Source organism: Pseudomonas sp. CC11G (genome assembly GCF_056174845.1).
In genome coordinates, this window is record NZ_JBWBZC010000006.1 from 23,925 (window position 1) to 43,270 (window position 19,346).

The window sequence follows — 19,346 nt, forward strand, 5'->3', positions numbered from 1 at the left end:
ACATTATCGTAACCCGTCACGAATAATGCGAGCCTGAATTTCTCGGAGCTCGCCGCCATGCCGATACGTCCCGCCGCCCTTTTCTCTCTCGCCGCTAGCACACTGCTGTTAGCCGCCTGCGGCCACCCGCCCGCCAGCGACCCACGCGTGACTGACCCACTGGTAAGCACCGCCACGGTTCGTCCCGATACCTCGCAGGCGCAGTCGTTTACCGGCGTGGTCGCCGCCAGGGTGCAGAGCGACCTGGGTTTTCGCGTGGCGGGCAAAGTGGTGCAGCGCTTGGTGGACGTGGGCCAGCGAGTGCACAAGGGGCAGACCCTGATGAAGATCGACCCGGTCGACCTGAACCTGGCCATCACCAATCAGAAAGGGTCGGTGGCGGCGGCCAAGGCCAAGTGGGTGCAGGCCCAGGCCGATGAAGCGCGCTTGCGCAGCCTGGTGGCAGCCGGCGCGGTATCCGCCATGAGCTACGACCAGGCGCAGGCTGCGCTGGACAGCGCCAAGGCCCAGGTGGAGGCCGCGCAAGCGCAGGCCGACGTGGCCGGCAATGCCAGCCAATACGCCGAGCTCAAGGCTGATGTCGACGGCCTGGTGGTCAGCACGGCGGCCGAACCCGGTCAGGTGGTGGCGGCCGGTCAGACCGTGGTGGAGTTGGCTAAAGACGGCGCCCGCGAAGCGGCAGTCGAGTTGCCGGAAACCCTGCGCCCGGCCCTGCAATCGGTCGCCGAAGCGCGTCTGTATGGCAGCCAGGCCGAAGCCTCGCGCGCCAGCCTGCGAGAGCTATCGGAAGCGGCCAACCCCGTCACCCGCACCTTCGCCGCGCGCTATGTATTAAGCGATGCGCTAAACAACGCGCCACTCGGCGCCACCATCAAAATCACCCTGCACAGCGACACGACCCCGGCGCTGGCCGTGCCCCTCACCGCCCTGCGCAATGACGGCGGCAAATACAGCGTGTGGGTCGTCGACCATGCCTCACTTACCGTGCAAGAACGCCCTATCGATGTGCTCGGCGTAGGCCTGGAAACCGCCCGTATTAGCGGCGAACTAAAACCTGGCGACACCGTGGTCGCCCTGGGCGCCCATCTGCTGCATGCCAACCAGAAAGTGCGCCTGGGTAATGAATTGGCGGTGACGCCATGAGCGGTTTCAACCTCTCCGCCCTGGCCGTACGCGAACGTTCGGTCACCCTGTTTCTGATCATCGCCGTCACCCTCGCAGGCCTGGTCGCCTTTATGAAACTGGGCCGCGCCGAAGACCCGGCCTTTACCGTAAAAGTAATGACCGTCACCGCTGTATGGCCCGGCGCCACCGCGCAAGAGATGCAAAACCTGGTGGCCGAGCCGCTGGAAAAACGCCTGCAGGAACTGAAGTGGTACGACCGCGTCGAGACCATTACCCGCCCAGGCCTGGCCCTGATGACCCTGACCTTGCTGGACGCCACGCCACCCGCCGAGGTGCCGGAGCAGTTCTACCAGGCGCGCAAAAAGCTGTTCGACGACACCCGCAAATTGCCGCAAGGCGTGCTCGGGCCCTACGTTAACGACGAATACTCGGATGTGTCGTTTGCGCTGTACGCCCTGAAAGCCCCCGGCCTGCCCCACCGTTTTCTGACCCGTCAGGCCGAAGAAGTACGCCAGCAAGTGCTGCAAGTGCCGGGCGTGAAAAAGGTCGACATTCTCGGCGAGCGCCCGGAGCGAATTTTTGTCGAGTTCTCCTATTCGCGCCTGGCCAACCTCGGTGTAAATGCCCAGGACATCTTCGCCCAACTGCATAACCAGAATGCGATCACCCCCGCCGGGGCCATCGAGGCCAAAGGCCCGCAGGTATTTGTGCGGCTGGACGGCGCGTTCGATGACCTCGAAAAAATCCGCAATACGCCCATCGCCGCTTCCCAGGGCCGCACGCTGAAACTGAGCGACGTCGCCGAAGTAAAACGCGGCTATGAAGACCCGGCCACCTACATCATTCGCCACAACGACGAAGAGGCGCTGGTACTCAGCGTGGTGATGAAGGAAGGCTGGAACGGCCTGGACCTGGGCAAGGCGCTCAAGGCTGAGGAACAGAATATTTCCGCCAACCTCGCGCAGGGGTTTAGCTTCAGCAAGGTGACCGACCAGGCGGTGAATATCACCGAGTCGGTCGACGAATTCATGATCAAGTTCTTCGTGGCCCTGGCCGTGGTGATGATCGTCAGCCTGCTGAGCCTCGGCTGGCGGGTCGGCATTGTGGTGGCCGCCGCTGTGCCGCTGACCCTGGCAGCCGTGCTGATCGTGATGCTCGCCACCGGCCGGGTATTTGACCGCATCACCCTCGGCGCGCTGATTCTCGGCCTGGGGTTGTTGGTGGACGACGCCATCATCGCCATCGAAATCATGGTGGTGAAACTGGAAGAAGGCTATTCGCGGGCAAAGGCCGCCGCCTATGCCTGGAGCCACACCGCCGCGCCCATGCTGGCCGGCACATTAGTGACCGTAATCGGCCTTATGCCGGTGGGTTTTGCTCGTTCCACGGCCGGTGAATACGCTGGCAATATTTTCTGGATCGTCGGCTTTGCGCTGATTATTTCCTGGGTGGTGGCGGTGTTTTTCACCCCGTACCTGGGGGTGAAACTGCTGCCGGATATCAAGAAGATCGAAGGCGGCCATGCGGCCATTTACTCAACCCCGAATTTTCAACGCCTGCGCCGGCTGATCAGTGCCGCCATTGCCCATAAATACTGGGTAGCCGGCGGCGTGTTCGCCCTGTTCTTTCTCGCCATCATCGGCATGGGCTCGGTCAAACAACAGTTCTTCCCCAGCTCCGACCGCCCGGAGTTGCTGATTGAAGTGCAACTGCCCGAAGGCAGCTCCATCAATGCCACCAGTGAGGCGACCAAAAAGGTCGAGGCGTGGCTACGGGCGCAGCCGGAGGCGAAGATTGTCACCGCCTATATCGGCCAGGGCGCGCCACGGTTTTTCCTCTCCTATAACCCCGAACTGCCCGACCCGTCGTTCGCCAAATTGATTGTGCTGACCGACAACGCCGAGGCCCGCGACGTTCTTAAATGGCGCATGCGTGCCCAGGTGGAAAAACAACTGGTGCCCGAAGCACGGGTGCGCGTGACGCAATTAGTGTTCGGCCCCTACACTCGCTTCCCCGTCGAGTTTCGCGTGATGGGCCCAGACAACGAAAAACTGCGCGGCATCGCCCAGCAGGTAGCCGAGGTGATGCGCCACAACCCGAACATGCGCCAGGTAAATACCGACTGGACGGAGAAACAACCGACCCTGCATTTCGTGCTCGACCAGGATCGCTTGCAGGTACTGGGCCTCACCTCGGCGCAAGCGGCGCAGCAGCTGCAGTTTCTGCTGACGGGCACCGCCGTCACCCAGGTGCGTGAAGACATCCGCACCGTGGAGGTGATGGCCCGCACCCAGGACGAGGAACGCCTCGACCCCGCCCGTATTGAAGACATGACCCTGACCAGCAAGACCGGGCAGCGCGTGCCCATTCGCCAGATCGGCCACGTGGAAGTGCGCGCTGAAGACCCGATTCTCAAACGGCGCAACCGCATTCCCACCATCACTGTGCGCGGCGATATCGACGAGCAACTGCAACCGCCGCAGGTGTCATTGGAATTACAGGCGCAGCTGCAACCGATCATCGCGGCGTTGCCGGCGGGCTATCAGATTCAAATGGGCGGCAATATCGAGGAATCGGTAAAAGCCAACAACGCGCTGGCACCGATCTTCCCGCTGATGCTGCTGTTCACCCTCGTGGTGATCATCATCCAGGTACGCAGCTTTGCCGCCATGGCGATGGTGATGCTCACCGCCCCGCTGGGCCTGGTGGGCACGGTGCCGATTCTGCTGCTGTTCAACCAGCCGTTTGGCTTTAACGCGATTCTCGGGCTGATCGGGCTGTCCGGCATTCTGATGCGCAACACGCTGATTCTGATCGGCCAGATCCACACCAATCAGGCCGAGGGACTGGACCCGTACCATGCCGCTGTGGAAGCCACGGTGCAGCGCGCACGGCCGGTACTCCTCACCGCAATTGCCGCCGTGCTGGCGTTTATTCCGCTGACCTTCTCGGTGTTCTGGGGCTCGATGGCCTTCACCCTGATTGGCGGTACGGCGATTGGTACGGTGTTGACCCTGCTGTTTCTGCCGGCGCTGTATGCCATCTGGTTCAAGGTGAAACCGCCGGGCCAGGAAGCGCGTTAAGCCACGAGGAGGATGGTGTCGCAGGGCGGCGCCATCGTCCGATTGAGTTAGAATCCCCCACTTCGCGTCCACCCCGTTAGCAGGCCTATGCACAACGAACCCGAATCCAGCGCCCTCCCCGTCTCCGGCCAACGCGGCCCGGCGGAGCATGATCGGCGGGCGCAAATCATCCGCGTCGCCGATGAGCTGTTTCGCGAGTTCGGTTACCGCAAAACCTCGGTGGCCGACATCAGCAAAGCCATGGGCATTTCCACGGCCTATATCTACCGGTTCTTTGAATCCAAACAGGCCATTGGCGAGGCCATCTGCGCCGCGACGCTGGAAGCGCTCGGCGAAAAGCTGCGCGAAGTCGTGGAACAGGACCTGTCGCCCACCCGGCGCTTCCGCCTGTTTATGAAAACCGCGCTGGAACTCAGCCACGAGCTGCTGGTGGTAAAGAAAGCCACTAACGAAGTGATCGTCGCAGCCGTCGAAGGCCAGTGGTGCACCGCCACGGGCCACCAGGCGAGGCTCTACATTCTGCTCGAACGGATCCTTCAGGATGGCCGCCAGGCCGGCGAGTTCGAACGAAAAACCCCGCTGGACGAAGTCACCGACGGCGCCGCCGAAGTGCTGCTGCCGTACACCAATGCCCACTGCCTGGAACAACGCTCCTGGGAAGAACTGGAAAAAGGCATGCATGCGGCGACCAATCTGGTGCTGCGCAGCCTGGCGCCCTGAATAAAGCACTGGCGTTCCACACCACGCCGCGAAACATCTCCCCACTAGCCTGCCCCGCTACCGCCGTGTTAATCAGTACGGCGGTGAGTGATGGCCCTGCGCCGGTCGCTACAAAACGTTCTTAGATCCCGGTTGTTGCTGCAGTCGCGCAGCCGGCGAGGTAGTCAAGCGTGCACGCAACTGAAGAAAGTCTTGAGCAGAAGTCCTTTGCTCAATTGCGCCCGTTGGTGGTTTCAAGCGAAGTGTTGGCGGTGGTGGCGTGCACGCTCGTGCTGGTGGTGGCCAATTCCTTTCAGCCCATTTCGCCGTGGCTCTACGCGTATTGCCTGGTGGCCGGCGCGGTCTGCTACATCACCTACCGCGCTCGCACCACTCACGCCTTGTGGCTGAGCGGCATGCTGCTGGTGTGCACCTGCACGGCATGCCTGGGCTCGTTGGCGCTGGCCTTCGGCAATCCTCTTATCTGGTTTTTGCCCATCGGCCTGATGTTCGGGCTGCCGGTATCGGCCATGCACGCCAAGCCCTGGCAGGCGCTGTGCACCGGGCTCGCGGTGTGGGCCACGCTGTTTGCGGTGATGCAACCGCACTTTGCCACCCGGCTGGACTTAACCCTGACGCTGTTGCTGATCATCGGCAGTTTGCTGATCGCCACCATGGTCTGCACCGAGCTGTGCCGCATCCGTAAAGACGTGTTCGACCTGCAGCACCAGCTGCACGACATGGCCTACCGCGACACCCTCACCGGCCTGCCCAACCGCCGCGCCTTTATGGAAGGACTCACCGCCAGCGTGGTGGACGGCGCCACGCCCATGCCGCTGTTTTTCCTGATGCTGGATATCGACGACTTCAAGAAGATCAACGACAGCTTCGGCCACGACGTCGGCGACCGGGTGCTCGTGGAAATCGCCAAGGTGCTGCGCGAGCAAAGCCTGGGGCATAACTTCGCGCGCCTGGGCGGTGAGGAATTTGCCGTGGCGGCGCAGGTGCAAGACAGTGCTGCGGCGCAGGAACTGGCGCAGCGCATCGTCGACACCGTGCACGCCAACCAGTTGTACGGCGCCCGGCTGTCCATCAGCATTGGCTTGGCAGACCACGCCGCCGGCGAGTCGCTATTCAGCCTGATGCGCCGTGCCGACCAGGCGTTGTACGACGCCAAGCATGCCGGCAAGAACCGCTATGCGCTGGCGACAAAAGCCGTGGTTAACGGCTGACCGGTGAAACGCCCGCGCGCGTGAGCGTCTACGCTTGCCCTGTCCCCCACAGAGCGCCACGCCGACCCCGTGAAGTATTTGACCACCGCTACCACCCTGCTTTGCCTGCTGCTCGGCACCCAGGCCCAAGCCGAGCCCTACCAGGTGGTTACCGAAGAGTGGGCGCCGTACAACTACGTGGAAAACAATCAGCTCACCGGCATGGCCACTGAAATCGTGCAGGCCATCATGGCGCTCACCGGTGACCACTTTGAGGTCGTGGTGCTGCCCAGCATGCGTGCCACGCAAACCTTGCAAATCCGGCCCAAAACCATCCTGTATTCCATGTTCCGCACGCCGCAGCGTGAGCCGTTGTACAAGTGGGTGGGCCCCATCGTGGAAGAGTCCATTCACCCCTGGCAATTGGCCCATGGCCACCCGCCGGTGTATTCGCTGGAGCAATTGCAGCAGGCCGAAAAGCTCACCACCCGCCATGCCGGGCTGGTACCTAACCGACTGCGCGCGATGGGTTTTACCAACCTCGACCCCAGCGCCGGCGAAAGCGAGCAGCTGTACCGTATGCTGCTGGCCGGGCGCACCGACTTCATCGTTGGCGACACGGATTCAGGCGTCGCCTACTACAGCAGGCAACTGAGCATCGGCCGCGGTTTTCTCCGGCAAATCCCCATTGAGATCTACCGCGCCTCGCTGTACATCGCCTTTAGCCGCGACAGCGATGACGAGATGGTTCAGGCCTGGGCCAGGGCCCTGGAACAACTGCGTTATTCCGGCGAGCTGGAGCGTATTCAGCGGCGATATGAGCGGCCTACTGAGCAGTAGCGAGCAAAATTGCTGGCTTGAACCATACTCAGCCCTCTCGGTTTTCCACCCATGGAGGGCGCAATGGCCAAATCAAAAAAATCCGCGAAACCTACTCCAAGCCCGGTTGAAGAGCGCCTCGAACGCAAGGTGTACGACGCCGAGCTGAAGAAGCTGCATATCGAATTGGTGAAGCTGCAGCAGTGGGTGCAAAAGGAAGGCTTGAAAGTATGCATCGTGTTTGAAGGGCGCGACGGCGCCGGCAAAGGCGGCACCATCAAGGCCATTACCGAACGCGTCAGCCCGCGGGTGTTCAGAGTGGTGGCGCTACCGGCGCCCACCGAGCGGGAAAAAACCCAGATGTACGCCCAGCGCTATCTCGCCCATTTACCGGCAGCTGGCGAAGTGGTGATTTTCGACCGCAGTTGGTACAACCGCGCCGGCGTGGAGCGGGTAATGGGCTTTTGCACCGAAGAGCAGTCGCACAACTTTCTCAAGGTGGTGCCCATGTTTGAAAAAGTGATGGTGCAGTCCGGTATCATCCTGCTCAAGTACTGGCTGGAAGTAAGCGCAGAGGAACAAACCCGCCGCCTGCAGGCGCGTATCACCGACGGGCGCAAGCTGTGGAAGCTCTCGCCCATGGACATCAAATCGTACGGCCGCTGGGACGATTACACCCGCGCCCGCGACGATATGTTCGCCGCCTCCGACTCCTCCTGGGCGCCGTGGTACATGGCCAACTCGGAAGATAAACGGCGCGTGCGCCTGAATATCATCACCCACCTGCTCAAGCAGATTCCCTATCAGAACGTCGCCGACCAGGAAGAAGTGAAGCTGCCCAAGCGTGGACGGTTGGGCAAATACAAGGCGGCGCCGTATCCGTTCCGGATGGTGGCCGAGCAGTTTTAGATGCGCCGCCGGGTGTGCTCAGCACACCCGGGGTTCGATTCAACATGAGGGTAAGTGTCATGAAGTTTCGCCGGTTGTTGATAGGTTGTATCTGCGTCGCGGTAAGCCTCGGCTCTGTTCTCACCAACGCCGACCCAGGCAACGGCAAGGGCCACAACAACGGCAAAGGCAATGCCCAGAACGGCCAGGGTAAAAAAGGCGGTGACGACGATGACTGGAGCGGCGGCCCCAGCATCGACCGCAGCAGCGTGCTCGGTGTGCTGGGCAGTCATCGCGATTACTGGGCGCCGACCTCGTCGCTGCCGCCGGGCATTCAGAAAAACCTGGCGAGGGGCAAGCCGCTGCCCCCAGGCATCGCCAAAAAACTCGACAACCGTTTGCTCGGCCAGCTGCCGCGTTACAGCGGCTATGAGTGGCAGCAGGCGGGTACTGATCTGATTCTGGTGGCCATCGCTACCGGCCTCATTTACGAGGTAGTCAACGGCGCGTTCGATTAAGGGTGCGCACCGTTAGACGCTGGTTTCAGACGCGTGCAATAGCGCGTTAAAAGCCTCTATATCCAGCGGTCGGCTCAGAAAATAGCCCTGCCCTTCATCGCAGCCCACGGCCTTGAGCATCTTCAGGTGTTCCGCCGTTTCGATACCTTCGGCCGTCACGGTGAGTGACAGGGCATGACCGAGGCCGACGATGGCCAGAATGATCGCTTTGTCGTCCTCACTCTCACCCAACCGGCTCAAGAAGCTGCGGTCGATTTTCAAGCCGTCGAAGGGAAAGGTGCGCAGGTAACTGAGCGATGAATAGCCGGTGCCAAAATCGTCCATGGCCAGGCGCACGCCGAGGTTTTTCAGGGTGTGCATGAGCGCCAGCGCGCCGTCCGCATCGTCGAGCATCACGCTCTCGGTAATCTCCAATTCCACTCGCGCCGGCTTCAGCCCCGAGACGGCAAGCGTCTGCTGAATGCGCTCGACCAGACCGCCGCTTTTGAATTCAATCGGGGACAGGTTGATGGAGATAAACAGATGCGCCGGCCACTGCGCCGCGTACTGACAAGCCGTGCTGATCACCCAATCGCTCAGGCCAATGATCAGCCCGGTCTGCTCGGCTATTGGAATAAACGTATCCGGTGGAATCAGCCCGCGCTCAGGGTGCTGCCAGCGCACCAACGCTTCGGCGCCCACCATACGGCCATCGCTGATGCGATAGCGCGGTTGAAAGTGCAGCCGTAATTCGTCGTGTTTGATGGCGAAGCGCAGGTCGGTTTCCAGCCGCCGGCGCTCGACGATCTTGGAGTTCATATCGCCGGAATAAAACCGCCAGGTACTGCGCCCACCGGCCTTGGCTTCATACAGCGCAATATCGGCATAGCGCAGCAACTCGCTCGCCTCGAGAGCGTCGTTGGGCGCCATCGCAATACCGATGCTGGCGCTGATAAAGGTCTGTTGCCCGTCGATTTCGAAAGGTTGTTCGATGGAATCCAGCACGCGTTTGCACAGCGTTTCCACATTGTTCTGGTCGCTTAGGTCGCAGAGGATCAACACGAATTCATCGCCGCCAATTCGCGCCACCAGGTCTTCCTGGCGAACACATTCGGTCAGGCGCCGGGACACTTCGTTAAGCACCCGATCACCCGCCGCATGGCCGAGCAAATCGTTCACCGGTTTAAAGCGGTCCAGGTCCAGACTGAGCAACACCAGCGGTTTTTCCTGGGTAGATAGCGCCTGGAGTTTGTCGTCGAGAAACGCCTGCAGGCAGGTGCGGTTTGGCAGCCCGGTAAGGGCGTCGTGCTGGGATAGAAACTCGATCTGGCGCCGCGCCTCCACCTCGCCGGTGACATCCGTTGCCGTACCCCGAAACCCGTGCGCGCCCATGGCCCGCGCTGACACGCGAGTAATGCGCTCGTGCCCATGGGTGTCGACGTAGCGGCAGTGCACGCTGTTGTCGGCCCGCCGGTTGGCGGTGCTTAGCCACTGCGACACCGTGCCGGCTTCGGTGCACAACAGGTTGTCGATGGTGGTGCCCAACCAGGCGTCGCGGGCCAACCCGGTAATTTCCTCGAAACGCTCGGAGAGATAGGTGAAGCGCCAGTCGTTATCCACTTCCCAGATCCAGTCCGAGCTGATCTCAACGATGTCGCGAAACCGTGCCTCGCTGGTAGCCAACGCACCCTGGCTGCGCTGCAGCGAGGCATAACTGGCATCCAGCGCCTGGGCGCCGGCCGTGGTGCGGCGCAACAACACCCAGGCCATCAGGCACACCAGCACGGCGGTAATGCCCAGCAGCGGCAGGCCCAAACTTAACAAGCGCTGCCCGGGCCGCTCCGGGTCCCACCGCAGGCTTCCGGCCACACCGTTTTCACCCAGCGGAAAACTGGCCGGCCCATAACGCTCGTCGCCCGTCGCGATACGCAGGCCTTCTACTCCGTAGTCCTTGCCTATCTCCTCCAATTTCGCGGCGTCGAGAATATCGACAAAGATCATTACTGATGGCTGCCGGTCATCAGCCACCACGGTGGGGTCGGTTCCCGGCGTTATCGGCGCGGCGGCGACCAGCGCGGGACTGCCATTGATGTCGACAAAAGCCGTGACCGGTGCTTGCGCTTCGGCATTGGCCCGCGCCTGACTGAGGAGGGTTGCAAACGACTGCTTGAGCCAGTCGGTGGCCTGAACAGGCTGCAACTCACCGCGAATGACGGCGTAAACCGTGCGGTCGGATTCATCGACTACAAAGATTCCCTGAAAACCGAAATCGGCATACAGCGTGGCGCCGACGTTCTGCCGTACATAGGCCCAATCGGTGTCCACCTCCGTGTGCAGGTGCTTATAGGCATCACCCCAGAAGGCGTAATCCTTCACCGTGGAACGCAGGGTTTTCTCAAACGCCTGCATCGCTTTCTCGGTGTAAAAGGCGCTTTCGGTTTCTTCCGTGCTGTCCAGGTCGTGGGCCAGATAAATCAGCAGATACACCGCGAACAAAAAACCAGCGATCAACAGACCGGCAAATTTGAAAAGCGAAGCACGCGTCAACGCCACGCTTGAACGGCTTGGCGCGGTGTTGTCGGTAGACAGTGTTTTATCGGTCATAGTGCTTCGCTGGTGAGGGCAACCCGGGGGTAGTCATCCGCGATTTGAGTTTATGCGAGGGGCGGAAGAGTGCCAGCCGAAAACACTGCTGCATCGGGTAAACGCTATGGCTGCCCGGCTTAGGTAACCTCGATCAATGCCTGCTCTTCTCGCCAGATATCCTGCACAAATTGATCGGTAATCGCATAAATCCCATGCCCACGTCGCATGATGATGTTCTCTGCGACCAAGGCCAGTACGACGGGTTGAATTTCCTCGACGCGGACCTCTCGACCAATAGCTTTTGAATACTCCGCCGCCGCCTCAGTAGAAAAGATGCCACGAGCATCGCCGTCAGTTGCCGCAATCTTATTGAAAATGGCCTGTGCCAGGCTGCCTAACTGCTCGACCTTTTCCAGCTCAACACCAGCAGCCGACGAGCGTAACGTCGAGGCAATAACGGGTAGAAGCAAGTCAGGATTACCGTCGTGCTGCATCAATTCGCGCAACGCTTTAAGCATTTCTTCCGGCCGATTTCCCAGGGTGTTAAAGGCTTGGATGGCAACGTTGAGCGAGGGCAATTTTTCCTTTCGCATTGTCATCGCCAGTCGCTCGAGCAAGAAGGCGACGTACTCACCGTTTAGCACTGGATAGGCGGTCGAGGTGGCACCGGAAAAGGCTTGGTTGCGCTTTGCAGTGAGTTCGCTCACTTGCGCCCGGTGCGAGCCGGTTCCGATAAACAGAAAAAAACCCGGCGTATCCGGGCGTGGATTAATCTGATCCCGGGCAGCTTTGAGTGCCAGAAGTAGTTGGTTGCCGTCCTCGGTGGAAATGGCGTGCTGCACTTCGTCGATGATCAGTACCAGGTTGGTCTTCGCTTGGTCGACAACTTCGGTTAGTGCCTGCGCCAATGTCGGCCCATCAGGCGTGCCAATGCTGTCGAGTTTGAAACCGAATTTGAATCCCGCAGCGCCTATATCTGCACCGCTAACCCGCTTCAGCACCTTAAGTACTGAGGAGTCCGGTGTTTGCAGCTCTTTCAATGTTTTGCTTATGGCGCTGTGAACCAGCGTCGCCGGATTTGCCAGCGTATCGCTCCAAAGGTCCACGTATATGACGAGCGCGCCCGCTTCTTCCAGCGCCGGAATGAGGTCACTTCTGAGGAAAGTTGTTTTACCGGTCCGACGTGGTCCGGACAAAAACAGCCCGGATCGCAAGCCTTCGTCGAGGACGCCCGGATTGAGAAGCTGATTGGCCATCTGTTCGGCCAGTGCAGGGCGCCGGAAAATGCTGCTCATGCAATTACCTTCTTTTATGGATTAGCCATAATTATTGCCAGCTCATAATTTAGCATAAAGTCCAAAAAAGGAAGGATTGCCGCCCGCGGACCGTCACGCAAGGGCTGGCAACACCCGCTCCGCCACCTGCCCGAGCTTTTGCAGCAGCTCAACCGAATCCTGCTCAATGCGCTTGTGCACAAACAGCCGGTCCGCCGTGCGCCCTATCCAGTGGGCAAACCGGTATTCCAGCGTGCGGGTAAACCGCGTGCCGCTGGCCGTGGCGGTGCAGTCGTAGGTCACCACCATCGCCAACCCGTACTTGCCGCGCGCCTTCGCTTGCCAGCGTTGGCCGGGCTGCACCTCCAATACATCCCAACTCAAGGCGCCCGCACGCCCGCCTTCGTATTCAAAGTGACTGCCGGCCGGCAGCGAACCTTTCGGGCCTTTGATCGCCACGTGGTAGGGGTGCCATTCGTGCCAGCGGGTCGGGCAACTGACGTAGGCAAACACCTCGGCCGGGGCGCGCTGAATATCCACGTAGTGCTGCATTACACGGCTGGCGCTTGGGTTTTCCGAGGCGTCTTCGGGCGCCCAGTACAGCGTGCCGTACACCCAGTCCCAGAGCGGGAACACGATATTGAAGTTATGCGTATGCATCAGCTCGCGGGCATGGTGCAGCTCGTGCAGCCGGCGCATCTGCCGTACCCACGGCCAGCGTGAAACCGGGTGGTGCTCGGGCAGGTGTTCGCAGGCGTGGAGAATTTCGTAGCTCAGGTAACCCAGCAACATGGCGCCGCTGAACAAGGCCGCGACGTTGCTGTTGAAGAGGCTCAGTAGCGCCCACACACCCAGCGTGACCAAGGCGTACACCACGATGAGCCACGGCGGAAAGAAGATCACGCGCCAGTCTTGCCGGGTTTCAAACGCCATCTGCCCCTGGGCGAAAAAGCTGTGGTGGTCACCCGTGTGGCGTTTGTAAAACAACGCGCTGTAAGCGTGCTTACGGTGGCCCATGTTCTTGTGGACCATGTACTCGCCCCAGTTCTGAAACAGCACGGCAACCGGAATGGCTAGCCATTCCCAGGGCTGCACGTTGTGCGCATGGCTCCAGAACAGCCCGATGCAAATCGCCCCGAACAGCAGCACAAAACCGCCATGCAGCCAGGCGTTGTAACGGGGGTGGATGTCTGCGCGGTAACGGGCGCGAAAGGCAGCGGTATCGAACTTCATCAGGCAATCCTTCGGTCGAGGAGTTGACCCGAGCTTAGGCACCCAGTAATTATCCATCCAATGGATATTCAGAAAGAGCTTTATTCATGATCACGAATTTGCGTCAGCTCGACCTGAACCTGCTGCTGGTGTTCGACGCCCTGATGCAGGAGCAAAACCTCTCGCGCGCCGCCCTGCGTCTGCACCTTAGCCAATCCACCGTCAGCAACGCCCTCGCCCGCTTGCGCCAGCAACTGGGCGAGCCGCTGTTCCAGCGCACCGCCCGCGGCATGGTGCCGACGCCCCACGCGCACACCTTATACGGCCCGGTGCGCCAGGCCCTGCACTTGCTGCGGATCGGTTTGGGCCCGCAAGCGGCCATCGACCTGGATGCCGAGCTGACCTTTCGCGTGTCGATGAACGACTACGCCCAGGCCGTGTTCCTGCCGGCGCTCTTGGCACGTATCCACGCCGTGGCGCCGCGCGTGGTGCTCTCGGTGCAACTGGACGATGCCGACACCCTCGCCCGCCGCCTGAAAACCGGTGAGCTGGACCTGGCGCTGGACTACCTGCACTTCGATGACGACGACCTGCTCTACCAGCCCCTGCGCGAACAGGCACTGGCCGTGATCGCCCGGCGCGACCATCCGCTGTGTAGCGGTGATTTGTCGCTAGCGCTGTATCAGGACTGCAACCACGTTTCCGTGCACTCGCGCGCCGGTCGGGGTTCACCGCTGGAAATCGTGTTGGGCTCGGCCAAGGTGCGGCGCAAGGTGCAGCTGTATGTGCCGCACTACCTCGCCATCCCGGCCATCGTGGCGCAGTCCGACATGCTTGGCACCGTGCCGCTGCAACTGGCCGAACACTTCGCCGACCAGTACGCGCTGCAGATTTTCCCGATGCCGATGGAGATGCCCGCGGTGCAGGTGAGCCTGATCTGGCACAAGCAGCAGGATATGGCCGTGGGGCTGCGCTGGTTGAAGGAGCAGATTGTGGCGGCATTCAGCGGGGCCGAACCGGCGCCCCGCTAAACACGCCGTTCGATCACGGCACTATCGCAAACACCCGCGCCGGAAAACCCGTGCCCTTTTCAATCTTGGGAAAGCTCACCACCACCAGCGCGCCGGCCTCGGGCACCTGGTCGAGGTTGGTCAGCAACTCGATCTGGTAGTGGTCTTTGCTCAGGATGTACGACTCCAGCGAGTAATCGTCCTTGCTGGTTGCAAGGCCCGGATCGGTGTCGGTGGTCTCATGGCCCGAGGCAGTGATTTTTCGGGTTTCGTAGAGGTACGTCAGCACCTCTTTGCTCCACCCCGGATAGTGCGCCACGCCCTGGGCGTCGACGTTCTGGATTTTCTCCTGGCTCGGCCAGCGCTTCGACCAATCGGTGCGCAGCGCCACAAACGAGCCGGCCGGAATGGTGCCGTGGCGTTTCTCCCAGGCCTTCACGTCATCGAGCGTAATGGTGTAATCCGGGTTCTTTTCCGCCTGGGTATGGATATCCAGCACCACCAGCGGCAGCAGCTGTTCTTTCACCGGAATCTGGTCGACGGTGCGCAACCCGGTATGGAAATGCGCGGGCGGATCGATATGCGTGCCCCACTGGCCGACGTGGGTATAGAGGTCCACCTGAAAGCCATCTTTCTCGATGGTGTAAAGGGTTTTTCGCTGAGCCGGCTCGAAGCCTTTCCAGTGCGGAATCTGCTCGTTGTAGCTGTGGGTCAGGTCCACCCACTGGTGGCTTTTCAGGCTGTCGTACACCTTCCACAAGCCCGGCTCGGCGGCGTTGGCGGGCGCGGTGAAAAGGGGCAACGCAGCAGCGGCAGCAATGACAAGAATGCGCAATGACATCTGTTCCTCTCCTTGGTAGCGTTAAAACGTCAGTGGTTTTCGACGAAGCTGCCAAAACATATTAGGAATAAGAACATGACGTCCAAGCACTTGATCGAATATGAAAATGCCAATTCGCGCGTACGTGCCGTGTACGACGACATCAAGCAAACCCGCCAGGTCGACGACGTAAACAATTTCTGGAAATGCCTGGCCGCCCACCCCGACAACCTCGAACGCACCTGGCAAAGCCTCAAGCACATCATGGCCCCCGGCGCCCTGGACTCACTCACCAAAGAGCTGATTTACGTGGCCGTGAGCGTCACCAACAACTGCGCTTACTGCATCGCCTCGCACACCGCGAGCGCGCGCAAAGCCGGTATGACCGATGCGCAATTTGGCGAGTTGCAAGCGGTGATCGGCATGGCCAACGAAACCAATCGCCTAGCCACCGGTTACCGCGTGCCGATAGACGACGCGTTTTTGCAGTGAGGCAAACTCACTCTGGTTGGTGGCAGCACACGCACAGCTTGTTGCCATCCGGGTCACGAAAATAAGCGCCGTAATAATCCGCGTGGTACTGCGGCCGCAAGCCCGGCTCGCCCTCGCAAGTGCCACCGTGCGCCATGGCCGCCGCATAGCTCTTTCTCACCGCCTCGCGGCAGGGCGCCAGCAACGCCACCATCTGCCCATTACCCGGCTGATTGGCCTGCCCATCGAACGGCGCACCAATCACAAACAGCGGCCGCGGTGCCGCCGGCGACATCCAGCCGGCCCAGGGTTTGCTCGCATCGCTGAACTTCACCACCAGCCCCAACTCCGCCAACAACGGCGAGTAGAAGGCCAAGGCGCGGTCGAAATCACTGATACCTAAAAACACATGGGAGAGCATGGCGGGCTTCCGTATTGGCGAGACAAAAAGGGGCTATCGAGACTGCGGCCAATGGTCCTCGATGGCATACCACGCGGCCTTGGAACTGACTTCGACATGCTGCTGTTTTTCAGCTGTAAAGCGCGAGTCCAACGTACCCAGCGCGATGGAAATCCAGCCGCCAAATTCACCCGACGTTTTCGACCAGAACAACGACGAGCCGCATTGGCTGCAGAACTGGCGAAGCACCGTTTCGGAGGATGCATACGATGCTAGTAGTTCGGCACCCTGGGTAATCAGCAAGTCGGTACGCAACACGCTGCCATAACTGGCAAAGGCCGCGCCATGGCCTTTGCGGCATTGGCTGCAATGGCAGTGGGAAACCGCTTTGGGGCGGGCGCGCAGTTCGTAGCGGATGGCGCTGCACAGGCAGCTGCCGTGGAAGTCGTCGGGCATGGGGAGAAGCCGGGTAGCGGGGATGGTGAAGGGTAACTGGCTGGTTGGCCTACCGTCGATGCGCGTTGTTATCCCCACTCAACCGTTGCGCCACGCCGAATAGACACACTTTCTCCAGGCTGCCGTTGTGCTCCACCAACTGAACTGGCGCTGTGCCGCCGGGCATGACCACCTCGATATCCCCCGCACTAATGTCACCGCTTTTCCACAGGGCGCAGGCGACCGCGCAGGCACTGGTGCCAGACGACAAGGTTGGGCCTTCACCACGTTCGAACACGCGCGCCAAACCTCGTTGCGCACCATCGGCCACGGCCCATTGCAGGTTGATGCCATTGGCGCAGGGATCGCCTAGTCCGGCGTTTTCTTGCGCAGAAGAAAACGCGATGGCGGTTAGCGCATCGCGCCCGTCCGTGGCCAGCCAATCCATCGACGGCAACTGGGCAGAATCCTGTATCAGCGACACACAGTGAGGATTACCCAGACGCACAAAAACGCTGCGTGTCCATTCCTGTTTCACGCCCTCAAGAGCGGCAACCCGGTATATGCCGGGACGTTCCGCCGCCGTTACTCGCCCCGTCGCGCCCACCGCTTGCGGGCCGAAAGCTGGTGCCCCCATATCCAGCCAGAAACCGGCAGCGCCGTCATGCACCGTACTGGAGAGCGTCGTAGAAACCGGCGAACGAACGTCACGCCCGTGGTGATGCACGTTCACGCTGAACGTGTCGCTGGGGCAGATAAGGCCGGCGTCCATAAGCGACTGGGCGAAGATGGTCAGCCCATTGCCGCTGCGCTCGGCGAGCGAGCCATCGGTGTTGACGATCAGCACATCGAAAGGCGCCTTCTGCTGAAACGGCCCGATCAACAAACCGTCCGTGCCGTGGGTTTTAAACGTGGACGTGCTCGCTGCGCCGCCGTCGCAAAACGCGGCGATGGCAGCGTCGGCCCAGGTGGGCGCACCAGCAGCTGCTTGCTCGGCCACCAGGGGAAAGTGAATGCCAGCCTCAACTACCTGTGCCGGTGTGACCACGGCGTAGCGATTGCCGCGCGCATCGTAAATAGCGGTCATCAGAGCGCCTTATCAGCAGAAAGGTTGTCCACGTAAGGTTCCTGCCCCGCGCTATGCGCCTGCAAAAACCGCTCGATCAACTCCGCCAACTGTTTAACCATCGGCGCAGGCTCGTTCGTGGCCCGGTGCAGCACGTATCCCAGCCTCGGCATATCCGGCAGGTCGGCGACCACAGCGAGGTGCCGAGGCAAACCAAAACGTGTACGCAACGTGATGCCCAGCCCGGCAGAAACGGCGGCCCACAAGCCGGCCACGCTCGGGCTGGTCAAGGTCACTCGCCAGGGTATTTTTGCTTTGTCCAACGCAGCAGTGGCGGCGCTACGCAGAATGCACGGGGCGTCAAACATCACCAATGGCAGGGGCGTACCTTCGGCTCGACTCAGGGGCGTGCCATCTGGCGGCCCTACCCACACCATTGGTGTGTCACCGAGCCGTGTCGCATACGGCGTGCTGCCCGATCCTTCCCAAGCCAATGCCAGGTCGACTTCGCCAGACTCCACCATGCTGAGCAAGGGCGCGTTGCGGGTAATTCGTACCTCCAGGCTGATGTTGGGATAACTCAGCGTGAAGCGGCGCAGCACGTCGGTCAGCAACTGCTCGCCGAAATCCTCCTGCAGCCCCAAACAGATATGCCCGCTGGCCAGTGTTTGCTCCAGGCTGCTGAAAATACTGTCGTTCAACTCCAGCAAACGGCGCGCCTGGCTGAGCAACGTTTCGCCCGCCGGCGTGAGCACCAGGCCGCGTCCCGCCTTGGCCAACACCGGCGTGCCCACCTGCTCTTCCAGCTTTTTCAGTTGCGCACTCACCGCTGAGGTGGAGCGACCGAGCCGGTCGGCCGCCTTGGCAAAGCTGTTGAACTCCACCCCCGTGACAAAGGTGCGCAACACGTCGAGGTCGAAGGTAGGCAGGCGCATAAACATCCCATTATTCAAAACTGTTCATACAGTTAAATCTGATATTCGGGACGATCTTGAGCGGCTACGTTAGCTCCGTCAATCGATCAAAACGAGCTAACCGCCATGCGCCCTTCGCCTGCTGAACCCTATCCCGAGAAATTTGCCCAGCTCACGCAGCACGTGCTGTTCGCAGACATCTGGCAGCGCCCCGAGCTGGCTGCCCGTGAACGTAGCCTGATCACCGTGGCGGCATTGGTGGCCCTGTACCGCCTCGAACAGCTGCCCTTTCACCTGCAACGCGCGCTCGACAATGGGCTGACCCGCGATGAATTGGCCGAAGCCATCACGCACCTGGCGTTCTATTCCGGCTGGCCAACGGCGGCTTCGGCGATGCAGCTGTTGAATGCCGTACCAGCCGATGCGCCTCGCACCAACACAGAGGAATAACCCATGCCCTTCGCCCGAATTTCTTTACACAAAGGAAAGTCTGCCGATTATCTGCAGGCGCTTTCAAACGCCTTGCATGAAGCGCTCGTAGAAGCCTTCGACGTTCCGACAGCCGACCGATTTCAGGTCATCCATCAGCACGAAATAGGTGAGCTGATCTTCGATGCCAACTACCTGGGTGGGCCACGTAGCGCAGATTTTGTGTTGATCGCGATTACCGCAGGCCGACAGCGTGACACGCTGACCAAGCAACGCTTTTACCGTCGCTTGGTTGAAGGGCTGGAACGCGCGATAGGCTTGAATCCGGAGGACGTGATGGTGGTGATCACCACGACCTCGGCGGATGAGTGGTCGTTTGGCGGGGGGCGGGGGAATTAGTCAACGAA

The 19,346-nt window shown here is 60.8% G+C and carries 19 protein-coding genes; 11 read left to right on the top strand and 8 right to left on the bottom strand.

The features are described from left to right. Nucleotides 1–57 precede the first annotated feature (57 nt). The 7 genes from AC0V2S_RS10015 (at nucleotide 58) to AC0V2S_RS10045 (ending at nucleotide 8,343) form a co-directional block, all read left to right on the top strand. Complete coding sequence (locus AC0V2S_RS10015; RefSeq protein WP_475509605.1) at nucleotides 58–1,143, top strand: efflux RND transporter periplasmic adaptor subunit; 1,086 nt, start codon at nucleotides 58–60, stop codon at nucleotides 1,141–1,143. Then, a complete protein-coding gene (locus AC0V2S_RS10020; RefSeq protein ID WP_475509606.1) occupies nucleotides 1,140–4,208 on the top strand; it encodes an efflux RND transporter permease subunit in 3,069 nt (1,022 codons plus the stop codon). The genes AC0V2S_RS10015 and AC0V2S_RS10020 overlap by 4 nt, the downstream gene beginning before the upstream one ends. Nucleotides 4,209–4,295: 87 nt before the next feature. After that, nucleotides 4,296–4,928 carry a TetR/AcrR family transcriptional regulator gene (locus tag AC0V2S_RS10025; protein ID WP_475509607.1) on the top strand — a complete coding sequence of 211 codons (633 nt, stop codon included), beginning with the start codon at nucleotides 4,296–4,298 and terminating at the stop codon, nucleotides 4,926–4,928. Between the two features lie 170 nt (nucleotides 4,929–5,098). Continuing rightward, entirely contained in the window at nucleotides 5,099–6,139 is a 1,041-nt protein-coding gene (locus AC0V2S_RS10030) for a GGDEF domain-containing protein (RefSeq protein WP_475509608.1), read from the top strand. Nucleotides 6,140–6,208: 69 nt separating this feature from the next. Continuing rightward, the gene (locus tag AC0V2S_RS10035; protein WP_475509609.1) at nucleotides 6,209–6,958 is read left to right on the top strand and encodes a substrate-binding periplasmic protein; all 750 of its coding nucleotides are present in this window, start codon (nucleotides 6,209–6,211) and stop codon (nucleotides 6,956–6,958) included. Between the two features lie 63 nt (nucleotides 6,959–7,021). Further along, complete coding sequence (gene ppk2 / locus AC0V2S_RS10040) at nucleotides 7,022–7,846, top strand: polyphosphate kinase 2 (RefSeq protein ID WP_475509610.1); 825 nt, start codon at nucleotides 7,022–7,024, stop codon at nucleotides 7,844–7,846. A 59-nt stretch (nucleotides 7,847–7,905) separates the two neighbouring features. Further along, a complete protein-coding gene (locus tag AC0V2S_RS10045) occupies nucleotides 7,906–8,343 on the top strand; it encodes an anti-virulence regulator CigR family protein (RefSeq protein WP_475509611.1) in 438 nt (145 codons plus the stop codon). 12 nt (nucleotides 8,344–8,355) lie between these two features. On the opposite strand, the gene AC0V2S_RS10050 is transcribed toward AC0V2S_RS10045, so the two are convergent. From AC0V2S_RS10050 to AC0V2S_RS10060, 3 genes are all read right to left on the bottom strand, one after another. Continuing rightward, nucleotides 8,356–10,926 carry a bifunctional diguanylate cyclase/phosphodiesterase gene (locus tag AC0V2S_RS10050; RefSeq protein ID WP_475509612.1) on the bottom strand — a complete coding sequence of 857 codons (2,571 nt, stop codon included), beginning with the start codon at nucleotides 10,924–10,926 and terminating at the stop codon, nucleotides 8,356–8,358. 119 nt (nucleotides 10,927–11,045) lie between these two features. Further along, the gene (locus tag AC0V2S_RS10055) at nucleotides 11,046–12,203 is read right to left on the bottom strand and encodes an AAA family ATPase (protein ID WP_475509613.1); all 1,158 of its coding nucleotides are present in this window, start codon (nucleotides 12,201–12,203) and stop codon (nucleotides 11,046–11,048) included. A gap of 93 nt (nucleotides 12,204–12,296) precedes the next feature. Further along, entirely contained in the window at nucleotides 12,297–13,415 is a 1,119-nt protein-coding gene (locus AC0V2S_RS10060) for a sterol desaturase/SRPBCC family protein (protein WP_475509614.1), read from the bottom strand. Between the two features lie 86 nt (nucleotides 13,416–13,501). Here AC0V2S_RS10060 and bsrA point away from each other — a divergent pair, with 86 nt between their 5' ends. Beyond that, nucleotides 13,502–14,425, top strand: a complete 924-nt coding sequence (gene bsrA, locus AC0V2S_RS10065) for a LysR family transcriptional regulator BsrA (protein ID WP_475509615.1) — start codon at nucleotides 13,502–13,504, stop codon at nucleotides 14,423–14,425. 13 nt (nucleotides 14,426–14,438) lie between these two features. Here bsrA and AC0V2S_RS10070 read toward each other — a convergent pair whose 3' ends face one another. Beyond that, complete coding sequence (locus tag AC0V2S_RS10070; RefSeq protein WP_475509616.1) at nucleotides 14,439–15,245, bottom strand: cyclase family protein; 807 nt, start codon at nucleotides 15,243–15,245, stop codon at nucleotides 14,439–14,441. 75 nt (nucleotides 15,246–15,320) lie between these two features. On the opposite strand from AC0V2S_RS10070, the gene AC0V2S_RS10075 reads away from it, so the two are divergent. Then, nucleotides 15,321–15,716 (top strand): carboxymuconolactone decarboxylase family protein, encoded by a 396-nt coding sequence (locus AC0V2S_RS10075; RefSeq protein WP_475509617.1) that lies wholly within the window; start codon nucleotides 15,321–15,323, stop codon nucleotides 15,714–15,716. Nucleotides 15,717–15,723: 7 nt separating this feature from the next. Here AC0V2S_RS10075 and AC0V2S_RS10080 read toward each other — a convergent pair whose 3' ends face one another. The 4 genes from AC0V2S_RS10080 to AC0V2S_RS10095 are packed head-to-tail and all read right to left on the bottom strand — an operon-like array spanning nucleotide 15,724 to nucleotide 18,531. Next, a complete protein-coding gene (locus AC0V2S_RS10080; protein WP_475509618.1) occupies nucleotides 15,724–16,116 on the bottom strand; it encodes a VOC family protein in 393 nt (130 codons plus the stop codon). 33 nt (nucleotides 16,117–16,149) lie between these two features. Beyond that, entirely contained in the window at nucleotides 16,150–16,551 is a 402-nt protein-coding gene (locus AC0V2S_RS10085) for a GFA family protein (protein ID WP_475509619.1), read from the bottom strand. Nucleotides 16,552–16,600: 49 nt separating this feature from the next. Beyond that, complete coding sequence (locus AC0V2S_RS10090) at nucleotides 16,601–17,617, bottom strand: diaminopimelate epimerase (RefSeq protein WP_475509620.1); 1,017 nt, start codon at nucleotides 17,615–17,617, stop codon at nucleotides 16,601–16,603. After that, nucleotides 17,617–18,531, bottom strand: coding sequence for a LysR substrate-binding domain-containing protein (locus tag AC0V2S_RS10095; protein WP_475509621.1), 915 nt, complete (start codon nucleotides 18,529–18,531; stop codon nucleotides 17,617–17,619). The genes AC0V2S_RS10090 and AC0V2S_RS10095 overlap by 1 nt, the downstream gene beginning before the upstream one ends. A 105-nt stretch (nucleotides 18,532–18,636) precedes the next feature. Between AC0V2S_RS10095 and AC0V2S_RS10100 the strand changes: the two genes are divergently transcribed. Both AC0V2S_RS10100 and AC0V2S_RS10105 read left to right on the top strand, forming a co-directional pair. Next, complete coding sequence (locus AC0V2S_RS10100; protein WP_475509622.1) at nucleotides 18,637–18,960, top strand: carboxymuconolactone decarboxylase family protein; 324 nt, start codon at nucleotides 18,637–18,639, stop codon at nucleotides 18,958–18,960. 3 nt (nucleotides 18,961–18,963) lie between these two features. Then, nucleotides 18,964–19,338, top strand: coding sequence for a tautomerase family protein (locus AC0V2S_RS10105; protein ID WP_475509623.1), 375 nt, complete (start codon nucleotides 18,964–18,966; stop codon nucleotides 19,336–19,338). Nucleotides 19,339–19,346: the final 8 nt, after the last annotated feature.

Bases quoted from the DNA above. Each gene is read 5' to 3' on its own strand.
- AC0V2S_RS10015 (WP_475509605.1), top strand. From the start codon at position 58: ATGCCGATACGTCCCGCCGCCCTTTTCTCTCTCGCCGCTAGCACACTG.
- AC0V2S_RS10020 (WP_475509606.1), top strand. From the start codon at position 1,140: ATGAGCGGTTTCAACCTCTCCGCCCTGGCCGTACGCGAACGTTCGGTC.
- AC0V2S_RS10025 (WP_475509607.1), top strand. From the start codon at position 4,296: ATGCACAACGAACCCGAATCCAGCGCCCTCCCCGTCTCCGGCCAACGC.
- ppk2 (WP_475509610.1), top strand. From the start codon at position 7,022: ATGGCCAAATCAAAAAAATCCGCGAAACCTACTCCAAGCCCGGTTGAA.
- AC0V2S_RS10045 (WP_475509611.1), top strand. From the start codon at position 7,906: ATGAAGTTTCGCCGGTTGTTGATAGGTTGTATCTGCGTCGCGGTAAGC.
- AC0V2S_RS10050 (WP_475509612.1), bottom strand. From the start codon at position 10,926: ATGACCGATAAAACACTGTCTACCGACAACACCGCGCCAAGCCGTTCA.
- AC0V2S_RS10055 (WP_475509613.1), bottom strand. From the start codon at position 12,203: ATGAGCAGCATTTTCCGGCGCCCTGCACTGGCCGAACAGATGGCCAAT.
- AC0V2S_RS10060 (WP_475509614.1), bottom strand. From the start codon at position 13,415: ATGAAGTTCGATACCGCTGCCTTTCGCGCCCGTTACCGCGCAGACATC.
- bsrA (WP_475509615.1), top strand. From the start codon at position 13,502: ATGATCACGAATTTGCGTCAGCTCGACCTGAACCTGCTGCTGGTGTTC.
- AC0V2S_RS10070 (WP_475509616.1), bottom strand. From the start codon at position 15,245: ATGTCATTGCGCATTCTTGTCATTGCTGCCGCTGCTGCGTTGCCCCTT.
- AC0V2S_RS10075 (WP_475509617.1), top strand. From the start codon at position 15,321: ATGACGTCCAAGCACTTGATCGAATATGAAAATGCCAATTCGCGCGTA.
- AC0V2S_RS10080 (WP_475509618.1), bottom strand. From the start codon at position 16,116: ATGCTCTCCCATGTGTTTTTAGGTATCAGTGATTTCGACCGCGCCTTG.
- AC0V2S_RS10085 (WP_475509619.1), bottom strand. From the start codon at position 16,551: ATGCCCGACGACTTCCACGGCAGCTGCCTGTGCAGCGCCATCCGCTAC.
- AC0V2S_RS10090 (WP_475509620.1), bottom strand. From the start codon at position 17,617: ATGACCGCTATTTACGATGCGCGCGGCAATCGCTACGCCGTGGTCACA.
- AC0V2S_RS10095 (WP_475509621.1), bottom strand. From the start codon at position 18,531: ATGCGCCTGCCTACCTTCGACCTCGACGTGTTGCGCACCTTTGTCACG.
- AC0V2S_RS10100 (WP_475509622.1), top strand. From the start codon at position 18,637: ATGCGCCCTTCGCCTGCTGAACCCTATCCCGAGAAATTTGCCCAGCTC.
- AC0V2S_RS10105 (WP_475509623.1), top strand. From the start codon at position 18,964: ATGCCCTTCGCCCGAATTTCTTTACACAAAGGAAAGTCTGCCGATTAT.